The organism is Pseudomonadota bacterium (assembly GCA_039028155.1).
In the GTDB taxonomy this organism is placed as follows: domain Bacteria; phylum Pseudomonadota; class Alphaproteobacteria; order SP197; family SP197; genus JANQGO01.
This window is the reverse complement of record JBCCIS010000045.1, coordinates 1-13,218: the sequence shown is the minus strand read 5'-3', so window position 1 is coordinate 13,218 and position 13,218 is coordinate 1. Positions and strand designations below refer to the sequence as shown.

The following is a 13,218-nucleotide window of genomic DNA, read 5'->3' as shown; positions in this document are numbered from 1 at the left end:
CGTCAGGATTCGGCTGTCATTTTCCGGTTCGTTCGCAGATGCAGCATTGATCTGAATCAACCGGCCCTGCACGTCTGAGATAGACGAACCAGTAGACCAACCCGACCAGGACCCCGCCGCCCAGGATGTTTCCAAGGGTGACCGGTACCAGGTTGCGCATCAGCCCGACCACGGAGACAGCGGGAAAGGCGTCCGGTGCCGCGCCGATCTGGGCCCAAAAGGCATCCCCAGCAACGGTTTTGACGATCATGGCGAGCGGGATGAAGTACATGTTGGCGACCGAATGCTCGAAACCCGCCGCGACGAATGCGGCGATCGGAAACAGGATCGCCAGCAGCTTGTCGGTCGTCGTATGGGCGCCGTAGCACAGCCAGACCGCCAAGCAGACCAGCACGTTGCACAGAATGCCCAGAAAGAAGGCCTGGGCGAACGGCAGTTCAGCCTTGGCGTTGCCGATCGCCAGCATGGTCTGGCCGACACCGCCGTCGGCCAGCGTGTGCTGACCGGCCAGGAACACCAGAACGGCCGTCCCGATGGCGCCGATCATGTTGCCGATAAAGACGATCGTCCATGCGCGAAGCAGGGCGCCAAGGCCGATCCGGCGGCTGGCCGCCGCGATCACCATCAGATTGTTGCCGGTGAAAAGCTCCGCGCCGCCCAAGACCACCAGGATGAGGCCCAGCGCGAAGACGAGGCCACCCAGCATCCGCGCAACGCCGAACGATAGATCCGGCGCGACACCGGTCCACATGATGGTGGCTGCCATGGCCCCCAGACCGATAAAGGCGCCGGCCAGAATCGCCAAAACCAGCAGCGACAGGGCGTCCATGCCCGCCTTGGCAACGCCGACGTCCTCGGCCTTTCGGGCGATGGCGGACGGCAGCAGGGCGTCGAGTGTCACGGCCGCCTTTGGCGCCCGGTCGGGTTGACCGCCCTCTTTCATGTCAGTCGACCGTTGTCCCGTGGCGTCGCGCGGCCATGGAGACCCGCATCTCCTCCAGATCCTCCGGGGTCAGCCGCTGACGCGCCAGGGGCAAGACCGTGCCGTTTTCCCAGTTGAGATGGCGTCGCTGCAGCGTGGCAAACGCTTCCGCATCGCTCTTGAACACGTCGGCATGGTCAAGAAGGCGACCGTTCGCGATGGCGTGAAGAGCGTCCTTGAAGCGCTGGTAGAGCACACTGTCGGTCTCATGCTCGTGTTCAAGCTGATCAACAAGGTTCTCAAGGCCGTCCTCGGGCTCGCAGCGCTCCAGAAGGCGTGGAAACAGGTCTTCTTCCTCATCACGCAAATGAAGCGGCATGTCGATATCGGCATAGTTGAGAATAAGTTCGGCGGTTTCGCGCGCGTCTGGTGCCCCCGGCTCGGAGGCCAAGTGATCCAAGGCCGCACAGATCACCAGTTGGCGGTCATGCTCGCCATATAGAAATTCTATGGGATCCGATATCCGCAGCACGCCAAGCCCTTCGGGGCTGGGGGCCAGTTTGTCGGTGGTTCGGACCATCTGATGTCCCCCTACCGTCTTGCCCGGAAAGCATGACGCCGGCGCGGCGGTCGGCGCATTGACCTGAGTCAAGCGCGCGTGAGGACCAGTTCAGGGCGAACAGGACCGAACGTGACCGGTGTCACAGCAAACGAGGTCGCATCCCAACCATGCGCGCGCCACATGCTTTCTATGGATGTGGGCGCCATGGCCCACAGGGGGAAACAAGATGACCAAGATCAACACATACAGCGTGCGTCAAGTAGCCGGAACGGCGACCGTCGTGGCCGCGGGCCTCGTCATGTCGAGCCCCTTCATGGCCGTCGGCGCTTTTGTGCTGCAGCTCTACTGAGCCCGAATTGACGCTACCGGCGCGCAGGGCCCTAACGGGCCCAGGCGCGCGGGCGCGGCGGGCAGCGCATGATCAGGGCGCAAATCCTGTTCACCTACACCAAAAGATAGTAATCTGAGGCATCATGGTTCGCCTTGGTTTGCAACCTCACACGGGCGATGCTTGTGGCTAGAAAGGCGTCATGAGCGGCTTTCTGATTGTCTCCACAGCCCTGTTGCTCGCTTCCCTTGCGGTGGCCGGCGTTATCGTGTGGCGGCACCGCAGCCTTCTGACGTCGGCGCTGTTCGCGCTGATCGGCTTCGTTACGCTGCAGTCCGTTGTCCACCTGCTGCAATCCCAGTTCCAGACCAATCTTTCGGTTTGGCTCGACTGGATGATCGCCGGCGACGTCGCCGCCCTGCTCGCGGCCATCGCGACCTTCGCCGTCGTCATCATCCTGGCCCGCCGTCTCGACATTCATTATGCGGACAAGCGCCGGCTCGCCGAGGCCAACGCGCTGCTCCAAGACGCCGCCGAGCTTGCCGGCGTCGGTTACTACACATTCAACGAAAAGACGGAGCGCTACGAAGAAGTATCCGACGAGTTCGCCAAGATCCATGGCTACACGCGCGAAACCCTGCCGCTAGCATGGGACGACGACCTGTCCTTCGTACACCCCGACGATCGCGACCGGATGGACAAGGTGTTCGAGCGGTTCGTCGAGACCCGTGAGCCCTACAACATCGACTTTCGCGTCGTTCATCCCGACGGGACGGTTCGTTATGTGCGTGAGTCCAGCCGCTATCTGACGCGCGACGGCAAAACAACCGACCGTTCGATCGGCTCCATCATGGACATCACGGATTTTCAGGAGCGCGAAGCGGCGCTGAGTGAAAACCAAACCGTTCTGGCAACAGCGCAGCGCATCGCCCGGTTCGGTCACTACGTCTACGATGACGATCTTGACCGCGTCGTGTCATGCTCAGACGCCTATGTCGACATCGCCGGTGTTTCACCGGACGAAGCCATGGCACCGTGGCAACACACCATGTCGCTCGTGCATCCCGACGATCGCAACGCTGTCACCCTCGAGTTTCAAGCCGCCGCCGACGAACGGCGCCCCTATACGATCGAGTTCCGCCTTCTTCGTCCCGACGGCGAGGTGCGCCACGTTCGCGAATCCGGCGAATACGTCATCAAAGACGGTCAGGCGACGGCGCGATCGATCGGTACCCTAATCGACTTGACCGACATTCGCGTCGCCGAACAGGAGCTGCAAGACAACCGCCTTACCTTGGCCTTTGCGCAGCAAGTGGCCCGTTTCGGCCACTACGTTTACGACCTCGAAAGCGACCGCTTTACGTATGTGTCGAAGAGCATGATGGAGATAGCCGGTTATACGGTCGACGAACTCAACGCCTTCGGAAAGGGTTTCGCGACGGTCGTGCATGAAGACGATGTCGACGACGTCATGCGGACATTTGACCGAATTGTCGCAGAGGGCTCCCAGGGCGAGGTCGAGTATCGGCTGATCTGCAAGGATGGGCGCCACGTTCACGTTCGCGATATCAGCGCGGTTCTGGATGCCGGTCCGGGCAAACCGGCGCGCATCGTCAGCGCGGTCATCGACGTGACACGGGATCGCGAAGCGGCTGAACAGCTTCGAGAGACGGCCATGATACTGGCGACGGCCCAGCGCATCGCCCAGATGGGCACGTTCGTCTTCGATGACGTCGCGAACCGCTTCGTTCACGTGTCGCCAGAGTTCGCCGAGATTTACGGTCGGTCCGAAGACGAATTGCTTTCTTACGACGGCACCGAGTATTCGCTTGCCCATCCCGACGACCGCGACCACGCGAAGGACGTTATCGAAGCTGCGCAGGTGTCGCGCGAACCCTATGACCTGGAGTATCGCATCGTCAGACCCAACGGCGAGGTCAGGTGGGTTCGTGAAATGGGCGAGACGATCGCTGGCGACGGTGAGACCGCGCAGCGAGGCATCGGCGCGGTTCTCGACCTGACCGATATCCGTCGGACCCAGCGGGACCTTGAGGAACAACGGACGGTTCTGGCCGTCGCGCAAAGCGTCGCACGGGTCGGCCATGTGATCTACGACCTCGACCTCGACCGGGCGGTGGACTGCTCCGATGTCGCCGCCGAAATCGTCGGCGTCGAGCGCGAAGACATGCTGCTACCGTGGGAGGACGAACTTCGTCTGTATGTACATCCCGACGATCGCGACTATGTGGCCGCAGCCTATCGACGCGGTGAAGCAACCGGTAAGCCCCTCGACATCGAATACCGGATGATCCGTCCCGACGGGCAAGTTTGTTATGTGAACGAGGTCGTGCATCGCCTGGAGCAGGACGGCCGGCGAACAAACCGGGAGATCTCGACCATCCAGGACATAACCGCACGCAAGCAGATCGAGCAGACATTGCGCGATTTGAAAGAGCAGGCCGAGGCGGCGAATGACGCGAAGTCGCGTTTCCTGGCGACCATGAGCCACGAAATCCGCACGCCCATGAATGGTATTCTGGGCATGGCGAACTTGTTATCGGAGGCCGACCTCGACCGCGAACACGCGCGTTACGTCAGCAACATGCGCCAGTCGGCCGAAGCGCTGCTGACGATCATCAACGACATCCTCGACCTGTCCAAGATCGAAGCCGGCAAGATGGATTTGGAGATTGCCGCGTTCGAGCTGGAGGATACGGTCACCAGCGTCATTGACCTGCTCTATCCCATCGCATCGGCAAAAGACCTGGTGATCGGCGCGCATGTCGCCGCCGACGTCCCGGCGATGCTGTCGGGTGATGCGGGCAGGGTTCGTCAAATCCTGCTCAACCTGCTCGGCAACGCGCTAAAGTTCACCGAGAGTGGCGGCGTAACCGTGGATGTGTCGACCTGCAATGGCGGCGATGGCGCTAGCCGCATGCTGCGGTTTACCGTCGCCGACACCGGCATCGGTATTCCCGATGACGCGCGCGAACGCCTGTTCGACATGTTCACCCAAATCGATCCGTCCTCCGGACGCTCGCGCGGCGGTACCGGGCTGGGGTTGGCGATATCGCAACGCCTGGTCAGTATGATGCACGGCGATATCGGTTTTGATTCGACGCCACAGAAAGGTTCGACGTTCTGGTTCACCGCCAAGTTCGACACGGTCGCTGGCGCTTCATCACCAAAGGACAAGCCACTTGCCGAGTGGCAGGTGCTGCTGATTGACGACACCGACGTCGGCAGTGCGCTGATCAAACGCCAGCTCGGAACGGCAGGCGCCAGCGTCGACGTGGCGCGGTCCGGGACCGTCGACAAGATCGGTATGGGAGGTAGCGGCCACAGCGCCATCCTGATCGGTCACCTTGCCGCCAACGCCGACGTCGCCGGCGAGGTGCGGCGCGTCAGCGCCATGACGGATCATGACAGCGCTCGGCTCGTCAGCGCGGTGCCCATCGGCGTCAACGTCTCGTCGCAAGACGGCGCCGATGGCTTTGTCCAGGTACCCGTTCATCAGCGCGATTTGGTTCCCGCCATTCTGGGCACCGACAGTGCCGCCACCAAACAAGCGCGATCACAAGCCAAGGCAAGCGACACCGCACAGCCCGGCAAGGGACGCCGCCTCCTGTTGGCCGAAGACAACCGGGTCAACCAAATGGTGACGGTCAAGATTCTCGAATCAGCCGGTTATCGCGTCGATATCGCCAATAACGGCCTGGAAGCGCTGGATGCCGCACGCAAGCAGCCCTACGACCTCGTCTTGATGGATTCCAGCATGCCGGAAATGGATGGTATCGAAGCGACCCGGCGGATGCGCCGCCTGGGCAACAGCTTCGCCGATATCCCGATTATCGCGCTGACAGCCGATGCGCTGCGGGGCGACAGAGCGCGTTATCTGGAGGCCGGCATGTCCGACCATCTAGCCAAACCGGTGCGGAAGCCGGAGTTGTTGGCGGCCATCGCGCGTTGGCTGCCGCCCCAACCGGCAAGCGAGCACAACCGGCCCAACACCCAATAGGCCGAGCTTCTCGGACAGACTCAAGCCTTGCTGACCACCACGCCTGGAAACCGCTCGCTGAGAGCGGCCAGCGCCTCATCAATCATGCCGTGAAGCTCGGACGTCTGCGCCAGGGCCCGATCAGTCTCGTCACCGCGACAGTCCAGCATGATGCTGCGCGCCGCCTTACCCAGGCGCATGGCGCCGAATGTCGTCACCATACCGGCCATTTCATGCGCGGCCCGTTCCAGGCGATCGATGTCGACAGCCTTTTGGGCGGCCGCGACTTCGCCGGCAAGCCGCTCGACCGCTTCCACAAACTCGCTGATCAGTTCGATAAAATCACCTTCGCTGGTGGAGCGATGAATCTCCTCCAGAACTGACGTGTCGAGTGTTGGTTCCGTATCCTCAGGCATGGCCGCGATCCCAATCGCTGAACCTTACCGCGCTCACCGACCATCTGATCATCACAGGTTGACGATTTCAAACACTCAACAACACATCAGTGCCTTCGCGGCGTCGTGGCAAGACCTGTGACGGCCATGCGAACCCGGTCACCGCTGCATCCATCGCAGCGGCGCCGAACAACAATCGATGTTTACAGTGAAGAAACCCCGCGGCGGCACCGGGCCTAGAGCAGCCTCGCCGGTATTGATGGAGTCGCGAAGCTCGCCATCCAAACGGGAGCTTCCCTAGTGGATGGCGTGGGTGGTTCCCGTAAGGAAGGCGATCAGGTCGATAATCGACTTGGTGCTAGTCCCTTTGCGGACAAGCGCCCAGGCACCATCGGGAAGCGCACCGATGGGAAGCGCCACACTGGCGTTTTCGCTGATCAGCACCACTGTCGTGCCCGGTGTGTCATCCCGCGCGACGCCCTCTTCGACAGCCGCCGCATGCGTACCGTCACCGGCATCGATCAAAACCATGCCGCTATCGTGTCGACGTTCGCCCTGGGGACCGCCGCGACTTGGATGGAGCGCCGGCTGGGTGACGTCGTAGCCGGTCTGCTCTAGCAACCCGATCAGTTCGCCACGGACCTCATCGCTCATACCGACGATAAATGCACACGGTGGTACCGACATACCCTTATCTCCCCACTGCGGACCGATTGGGATTGGAACAATCCGAACCTTGGCGCCGCTTACCTGCGCTCTGCCTGTTAGGTATGGGGTTGGACGTCGCCGGTTGCTGCTCAATCCCGCAAGGAGTCTGTGCATCGCGCTATCGGCACGCACCGGTTCGATATGAGCAATGGTGGGCGACGAAGTGAGGAGAAATCGCGCTCTCAGCGCGTGTGCGCGATCACAGTTCGGTGGATTTGCCCGCCGACGGTCCGAATGTTGCGTGGTTCAGACCGCATCACGCGAACGCGCTACGTCGAACTGTTCTAATGCTGTTTGGGCAGGATCCTGTCGTGGAGCACACCGACCATGTCGTTATAGGCGTCGACATACGCCTTGACCGCGCTCTCGATCTCCTCGTCGCCGAAGTACTCGGCTGTTTCCATGAGCTTGAGGATCTCCGTCGGCGAGAGATTGCGGGCCATCTGGTAGATCGCGTTCAGGCCCTGCTTGGTCTTGGAGAGATCGAACTCGATGCCGTCGCAGAATTTCAGGCCGAACTCAGTGCCGCTGCTTTTCCAAACGACGTCGCACTGAAACTCCTCGCCATTGCTGAAGCGCAGCGAGACCCGATCGGGAATGTCGACCGGCGCTTCGATGACAAACTTGGCGCCGTTGTCAGAAATGTTCCTGACCAGCCCGCTCACGCTTGAGGCGCGGTTGTTGAATACGAGATCCGCGCGTTTCAGTGATTTGCGGCGCTCGTCGGTTCGGCGGTTAAAACTCTCACGTTGTCCAAACGTCACGACACATACTCCTGGCTCACAAGCCCATCTAGGGTGTCCTGCAGCTCGGCTCCTCACCACCGAGAATTGGTGGCATCATACCGAATTGTCCACACCCAAGCGTATTCCGCCTGTCAAATCATGCGCTTAGGCGCTGAACGCGCGAAAAACGCCGCCACAGTGGGTTACGGCCGCTACGCTGAAAAGGATACACCTTTCGATACGTCAACGGCACGCAAAACACTGTCGAACCGGCGGGAGTATGCAAACCCGTTGGGGATCGTTAACCCAACGTGGTGACGTTCTAGAGAATGACGGGTTCGGCGCGCACCCGGCCCGTTGTCGGTTCCGGTTCCGGGATTGCGTCTCTGCCGGTTTGACCAGCGCCGACCTCGTCATAGATAGCCGAGAGCCACAAACGCAGTTCCGCGCCAACCACGAAAACGCAGCCGGCGAGGCCAAGTCCGGCGCCGAACAGCACCAGCGTGACCTTTGCCACCAATCGATCGATCTCAGGTGATTGACCACCTGGCGCCATGCCGGTCATCAAGACGCCGGACACCGCCGCGGCAATGCCGACGATCATCAGCAACCATCCAAAAAACTTCATCGCTTTCCCCACTCTGCGACCCCTGCGAATCGTGACACCTGTTGACCGCACAATTGAGGCGGTAAAAGGGCAGAACCGGTAGAGACATGCGGTCGGAAAATTAATAGACCGTTAACCAAAGCACGGTCTCGTCAATGATTTGGTAAGGTTTTATTTACTCTCTCATTTATATTTACTTCTTTAGTTGTAATTCATGACGGCGAACACAGACATTCGCCAGCCCCTATACCAATATTTGTCACAGAGCCTAGCTCGACATGGGGATCAGACATTGGAAACAGGAGACACAAAACCTTCGGAGACACCCATGGCTGGCAAGTCCAATGAAATCTGGGAAGTCGGCGGTCAGGCGTTCACGCTGCATGTCAAACCCGGCGACTTCTTTGTCGTCGACGAGAACGGAAGGCTCTGCCTTCAGCAGGAACGCACCCCCCTTGCAATCGTTAGCGAACCCGTTGAGATCACGCGCGACAAGGGCGATGTCGTGGTCGGCGTCGCACCGCGCGAGATGAGACAGACGGACCGAATCTTTGAGATCGATCCCGGCAGAATGCGCCGGCCGTTCCCCGCACACGCCGCGATGTCTCGGCCTAGCTAGAGCGGACCTGCTCGACCGGTCGGCACCACAAACCAGATCCGAAAAAAGGCGGCGTTCCGCATCGAGGGAACGCCGCCTTTTCTTTCTATGTCGTCTAAGCACGTGACGACCTGACCGATGTGATCTGGAGTTCAGCTAGGATCAGGGCCCGCGAACGGCGGAATCGTCACGCGGCAACTAGGACTGCTCCGGCAGAATGCGGTCGCTGTAGATTTTCACGACCTGATCATAGGAAGCGATGAAGCCCTTCATGATCGACTCGATTTCCTCGTCACCGAAGAAACCGACCTTTTCCATCAGCTGATAGAGCTCGCGCGGCGACTGGCTCTTGGTGAAGCTGTGCACGGAGTCGACGCAGTCCTTGGTCTGCGATTTCTCGAACTCGTTCGTGTCCTTGAAGTGCAGGCCGAACTCGGTGCCCCCGACATCACGCACGACCTCGCAGTCGAACTCATCGCCGTTGCAGAACTGCAGGACGACGTCGCGCGGCAGATCCAGAGGAAAGTCGACGAAGAAGTTAGCGCCGGTGCGCGATATGTTGCGGACCAGGCCGGTCGCGCGTTGCGACGTCTCGCCAAAATAGATCGCCGCCTGGCTTAATACCTCGCGGCGCGGTTCGCGCCTTCTGTCGTCTCGTTCGCGTCGTCCAAACGACATTACCAGTCTCCTGCTTCGCCGCGGCGGGCCCGACATGGCGCGTCGCGCCGCTGCCTTTTAGCCCCCACGTCCCCTTGGTCATCTTGTCCCTGGATCAGATTGGATCATTTTGCCCGCAATGAGAGTGACCGGCCGCACAAATCTGCGCAGCACTGTCGGGACATGGGCCCAAAGGCCCACGTCGATCACATGAAACCCGCAGAGTACTGCGCATTCCGACCCATTGGACATGACACCTGTACGGCCATCACAGATTAGCTTGATCAATATACTAAAACTTTAGTATATTGCTGTCATGACGACACGCTTGCTCATTCTCTGGCTGCTCAGCGAACACCCGCGCCACGGCTATCAGATCAAGTCGATCCTGACCGATCCCGGGCTGGCGTTTTGGTTTCCGATAGAGGACGCCTCGATCTACGCCATGCTGCGCTCCCTGACGAAGCAGGGACTGGCGCGTGTCGCCGGCGAAGAACGGGTCGGCAAACGGCCCAGCCGGACGCTTTACAAGATTACGCCCCAAGGCCGCGCTGCACTGGCCGCCGAACTGGCGAACGCCTGGGGTGGCGTCACTGAGAACGGCCGGCCCATTCACGCGGTCCTGGCAGCGCGCGATGAGTTCGAACCCTATGAGCTTTGTGACGGCCTCAAGGCCCGCCTCAGTGCCTTGTCGGCCCGGCGCGAACGCCTCGATGTCTTGTCATTGCGAGCACCCAGCCCCTTCCTAGCGCGGCGCGAGGCCGCCCTGCTGGACGCCGAGATTGCCTGGGCCGAGCAAGAGATTGCCGATCTAACAACGACAAACGTGGGAGCAAGACCATGAACGATAAGCCGGTGGACACCCAGATCATTGCCAACCTAGTGGTGCGTGACGACCAAGGCCGCGTGCTCTTCGTGCGCTACGATCCCGAAAACGAGAAGTGGTGGCTGCCCGGTAACGATGTCGAGCCGTTCACCCACCCCGACGACACCGCCGCCAAAACGCTGGCCGATCTGCCCGGCCTGGACGCCGGCGCGCCGAAGCTGAACCACGTCGAATCCTTCCGCGGCCGGCGCGGCTGGCATCTGGTCTTCCACTATGATGTCACCGCGACGGGCAACCCCAGCGGCGGCCCGGAGGCCGCTTGGTTCGCCAGCGACGACCTGCCCCGCACCATGCACGGCGGCTGGGAAAAGCAGGTCGTCGCCACGGTGCTGGGCATCGACTGAACCCGCGCCATTGCGGGAGAGCGCGCGGTCCCGTATCAGTAGCCGGACGACGTTTCACCTAGACCGGCACAGCATGGCGCACCTTGATCGCGTTATCCTGAGCGGCGCGTCCTGATCCCGGCGCGATGGCTCAGCCCCAGCATTACCTCGGCATCTTCGAGGGCCATTTCGATCCCGCCGTCGCCATCGTGCGCGACGGCCGTCTGATCGCCTATGCGGAGGAAGAACGCTTCATCCGCAACAAGCACGCCTATCGCGTCTATCCCGCGCGGTCCCTCGCCTATTGCCTGGAGGCAGCCGGCATTGGTCCCGGCGATGTCGCGGGCATAGGCATCAACTGGGATGTCGAGGCCTATGGCGACGGCCGCATGGCGGCGTTCTTCGACGAGATGGCAGCGGCCTGGCCGCTCGACCCCGCGACCAAGGGCTGGCAGCGCGGCATGCTCGCCAACTTCAATCCCGATGCCATGACGGGGCGCCACGCACGCGCCTGGCGGTCCGCGTTCGGATCGGTCCCGATGCCGGAGCTGGTCGCCATACCCCACCACTTCACCCATGCCGCCCACAGCTATCTGCAATCGCCGTTCGACAAGGCGGTATGCCTGACCATCGACGGGTCGGGCGATCAGCACTGCACGGTTGTCTGGCGTTGCGACGGCGAGACGATCACGCCGATGCGCGAGATCGTCATGCCGCATTCGCTTGGCTGGTTCTATGCGGCGTTCACCGAGTACCTGGGGTTCGAGGCCTATGACGGCGAATACAAGGTCATGGGGCTCGCCGCCTATGGCCGCCCCGACAACGATCTGGCGGCCAAGGTCGCCACGATCCTGCATCCCGATGATGACGGAATCGAATACCGGCTCGATCCAAGCTTCATCCACTATGGACCGCGCAACTGGTCGGACCGTTTCACCGATCATCTGCCCGAGCTCTTCGGCCGCGCGCCACGTCTGAAGAACGAACCGATCGAGGACTGGCACCAGGATGTCGCCTTCGCCGTGCAGAGCGCGCTTGAGCAGGCGGTCGAGCCGCTGGCGCGCTGGGCGCTGAAGGAGGCCGGCACCGGCAATCTGTGCATCGGCGGCGGCGTCGGCCTGAACGTCAAGATGAACACGCGCCTGCACGCCCTGCCCGAGGTCGAGCACGTCTTCGCGCAACCCTTGTGCAGCGACGGCGGGGCTGCCGCCGGCGCCGCGCTCGCCGCGTGCTGGCAAAAGACCGGTGCCCATCCCGAGCCGCTACGGCTGCTGGCGACGGGGCCGGAAAACACCGATGGCGAAATCGAAGCGACGCTGAAGCTGTGCGGTCTCGCTTACGAAAAGCCCGACGACATTGCCGAGGCGGTGGCCGACGACCTGGTCGCCGGCCGCGTCGTCGGCTGGTTCCAGGGCCGCATGGAGGCGGGACCGCGCGCGCTCGGTCAGCGCAGCATCCTGGCCGACCCGCGCAAGGTCGAGGCGCGCGACCGGGTCAACGCGGTCATCAAGTACCGCGAATACTGGCGACCGTTCTGTCCCTCGATCACCGCGGAGTCGGCGGAACGTTACCTGACGTCCTATGACGACGCGCCGTTCATGATCATCGCCTTCGACGCGACCGAGGCGCTGAAAGAGGACGCGCCGGCCATCGTCCATGTCGACGGCACCGCGCGCGTCCAGATGGTGCACAAGGACGTGCTGCCGCTCTATCATCGCCTGATCAGCTGCTTCGAGGCACGCACGGGGGTCGCCGCCTTGCTCAACACGTCATTCAACGTCAAAGGCGAACCGGTGGTCTGCACGATCCATGACGCGCTGCGCACGTTCTTCGCGACCGGCATGGATACGCTTGCCGCCGGCAGCTTCCTGTTGAGGAAGCCGAAGGAAAGCGTGGTGACGTCATGAGCGCCCAAGGCGTCCTGGTCATCGCGCCCCACCCCGACGACGAGACGCTGGGCGCCGGCGGCACCATGGCGCGCTGCGCCAAGGCGGGCCACAAGGTGACGGTCCTGACCGTCGCCGCGCACATGCCGCCGCTCTACAGCGAAGAGGTTCACCAGCAGACGATCAGCGAGGCCAAGCAGGCACACGCCATCCTGGGCGTCGCGGAATCACGGTTCCTGGACATTCCGGCGGTCTACGTGCGCGACCAGCCGGTGCCGGAACTGAACGGCGCCATCATGAACGCGGTGAAGGAGGTCAACCCGGCCGCCGTGTTGTGCTGTTACCCCGACCGCCATGTCGACCACCGCGTCATCTTCGACGCCGTCATGGTCGCGACGCGCCCGGTCGGCGCGGGCGCCGGCATCACACTGGACGCCGCCTTCGAGACGCTGTCGGAGACACACTGGAACGCACCCCACATTCAGCCCAACTTCACGCCCAACTGGGTCGTCGACATCACCGAGACCATCGACACCAAGCTTGAGGCGCTGGCCTGCTACGGCAGTCAGATCCCGCCCTTCCCGGCCGCCCGCAGTGTCGAGGCGCTGCGCGCGCTCTCCGTCT

General features: G+C 62.0%; 14 protein-coding genes. 7 read left to right on the top strand and 7 right to left on the bottom strand.

Annotated elements, in window-relative coordinates; translation table 11 throughout:
• Nucleotides 1–16: 16 nt before the first annotated feature.
• Complete coding sequence (locus tag AAF563_19470; GenBank protein ID MEM7123465.1) at nucleotides 17–943, bottom strand: formate/nitrite transporter family protein; 927 nt, start codon at nucleotides 941–943, stop codon at nucleotides 17–19.
• 1 nt (nucleotide 944) lies between these two features.
• Nucleotides 945–1,502 carry a hemerythrin domain-containing protein gene (locus tag AAF563_19465; protein MEM7123464.1) on the bottom strand — a complete coding sequence of 186 codons (558 nt, stop codon included), beginning with the start codon at nucleotides 1,500–1,502 and terminating at the stop codon, nucleotides 945–947.
• A gap of 208 nt (nucleotides 1,503–1,710) precedes the next feature.
• Here AAF563_19465 and AAF563_19460 point away from each other — a divergent pair, with 208 nt between their 5' ends.
• Nucleotides 1,711–1,833, top strand: a complete 123-nt coding sequence (locus AAF563_19460; GenBank protein MEM7123463.1) for a hypothetical protein — start codon at nucleotides 1,711–1,713, stop codon at nucleotides 1,831–1,833.
• 181 nt (nucleotides 1,834–2,014) lie between these two features.
• On the top strand, nucleotides 2,015–5,830 hold the full coding sequence (locus AAF563_19455) for a PAS domain-containing protein (protein MEM7123462.1): 3,816 nt from the start codon (nucleotides 2,015–2,017) through the stop codon (nucleotides 5,828–5,830).
• 20 nt (nucleotides 5,831–5,850) lie between these two features.
• On the opposite strand, the gene AAF563_19450 is transcribed toward AAF563_19455, so the two are convergent.
• The 4 genes from AAF563_19450 to AAF563_19435 all read right to left on the bottom strand — a co-directional run bounded on the left by AAF563_19450 (nucleotide 5,851) and on the right by AAF563_19435 (nucleotide 8,265).
• On the bottom strand, nucleotides 5,851–6,225 hold the full coding sequence (locus AAF563_19450; protein ID MEM7123461.1) for an Hpt domain-containing protein: 375 nt from the start codon (nucleotides 6,223–6,225) through the stop codon (nucleotides 5,851–5,853).
• A 276-nt stretch (nucleotides 6,226–6,501) separates the two neighbouring features.
• Nucleotides 6,502–6,891, bottom strand: a complete 390-nt coding sequence (locus AAF563_19445; protein ID MEM7123460.1) for a hypothetical protein — start codon at nucleotides 6,889–6,891, stop codon at nucleotides 6,502–6,504.
• Between the two features lie 305 nt (nucleotides 6,892–7,196).
• Complete coding sequence (locus tag AAF563_19440; GenBank protein MEM7123459.1) at nucleotides 7,197–7,676, bottom strand: PilZ domain-containing protein; 480 nt, start codon at nucleotides 7,674–7,676, stop codon at nucleotides 7,197–7,199.
• A 283-nt stretch (nucleotides 7,677–7,959) separates the two neighbouring features.
• The gene (locus AAF563_19435; protein ID MEM7123458.1) at nucleotides 7,960–8,265 is read right to left on the bottom strand and encodes a hypothetical protein; all 306 of its coding nucleotides are present in this window, start codon (nucleotides 8,263–8,265) and stop codon (nucleotides 7,960–7,962) included.
• A 307-nt stretch (nucleotides 8,266–8,572) separates the two neighbouring features.
• Here AAF563_19435 and AAF563_19430 point away from each other — a divergent pair, with 307 nt between their 5' ends.
• Nucleotides 8,573–8,863 carry a hypothetical protein gene (locus AAF563_19430; protein MEM7123457.1) on the top strand — a complete coding sequence of 97 codons (291 nt, stop codon included), beginning with the start codon at nucleotides 8,573–8,575 and terminating at the stop codon, nucleotides 8,861–8,863.
• A gap of 177 nt (nucleotides 8,864–9,040) precedes the next feature.
• On the opposite strand, the gene AAF563_19425 is transcribed toward AAF563_19430, so the two are convergent.
• The gene (locus AAF563_19425) at nucleotides 9,041–9,520 is read right to left on the bottom strand and encodes a PilZ domain-containing protein (protein ID MEM7123456.1); all 480 of its coding nucleotides are present in this window, start codon (nucleotides 9,518–9,520) and stop codon (nucleotides 9,041–9,043) included.
• Nucleotides 9,521–9,815: 295 nt separating this feature from the next.
• Here AAF563_19425 and AAF563_19420 point away from each other — a divergent pair, with 295 nt between their 5' ends.
• From AAF563_19420 to AAF563_19405, 4 genes are all read left to right on the top strand, one after another.
• Entirely contained in the window at nucleotides 9,816–10,343 is a 528-nt protein-coding gene (locus AAF563_19420) for a PadR family transcriptional regulator (GenBank protein MEM7123455.1), read from the top strand.
• Entirely contained in the window at nucleotides 10,340–10,729 is a 390-nt protein-coding gene (locus AAF563_19415; protein MEM7123454.1) for an NUDIX domain-containing protein, read from the top strand. The genes AAF563_19420 and AAF563_19415 overlap by 4 nt, the downstream gene beginning before the upstream one ends.
• A 125-nt stretch (nucleotides 10,730–10,854) precedes the next feature.
• The gene (locus AAF563_19410; protein MEM7123453.1) at nucleotides 10,855–12,615 is read left to right on the top strand and encodes a carbamoyltransferase C-terminal domain-containing protein; all 1,761 of its coding nucleotides are present in this window, start codon (nucleotides 10,855–10,857) and stop codon (nucleotides 12,613–12,615) included.
• Nucleotides 12,612–13,218 (top strand): PIG-L deacetylase family protein (locus AAF563_19405; GenBank protein ID MEM7123452.1); only part of this gene is annotated, 607 nt, incomplete at its 3' end. The genes AAF563_19410 and AAF563_19405, both read left to right, overlap by 4 nt.

Bases quoted from the DNA above. Each gene is read 5' to 3' on its own strand.
- AAF563_19435 (MEM7123458.1), bottom strand. From the start codon at position 8,265: ATGAAGTTTTTTGGATGGTTGCTGATGATCGTCGGCATTGCCGCGGCG.
- AAF563_19410 (MEM7123453.1), top strand. From the start codon at position 10,855: ATGGCTCAGCCCCAGCATTACCTCGGCATCTTCGAGGGCCATTTCGAT.
- AAF563_19465 (MEM7123464.1), bottom strand. From the start codon at position 1,502: ATGGTCCGAACCACCGACAAACTGGCCCCCAGCCCCGAAGGGCTTGGC.
- AAF563_19430 (MEM7123457.1), top strand. From the start codon at position 8,573: ATGGCTGGCAAGTCCAATGAAATCTGGGAAGTCGGCGGTCAGGCGTTC.
- AAF563_19460 (MEM7123463.1), top strand. From the start codon at position 1,711: ATGACCAAGATCAACACATACAGCGTGCGTCAAGTAGCCGGAACGGCG.
- AAF563_19420 (MEM7123455.1), top strand. From the start codon at position 9,816: ATGACGACACGCTTGCTCATTCTCTGGCTGCTCAGCGAACACCCGCGC.
- AAF563_19455 (MEM7123462.1), top strand. From the start codon at position 2,015: ATGAGCGGCTTTCTGATTGTCTCCACAGCCCTGTTGCTCGCTTCCCTT.
- AAF563_19450 (MEM7123461.1), bottom strand. From the start codon at position 6,225: ATGCCTGAGGATACGGAACCAACACTCGACACGTCAGTTCTGGAGGAG.
- AAF563_19425 (MEM7123456.1), bottom strand. From the start codon at position 9,520: ATGTCGTTTGGACGACGCGAACGAGACGACAGAAGGCGCGAACCGCGC.
- AAF563_19445 (MEM7123460.1), bottom strand. From the start codon at position 6,891: ATGTCGGTACCACCGTGTGCATTTATCGTCGGTATGAGCGATGAGGTC.
- AAF563_19415 (MEM7123454.1), top strand. From the start codon at position 10,340: ATGAACGATAAGCCGGTGGACACCCAGATCATTGCCAACCTAGTGGTG.
- AAF563_19470 (MEM7123465.1), bottom strand. From the start codon at position 943: ATGAAAGAGGGCGGTCAACCCGACCGGGCGCCAAAGGCGGCCGTGACA.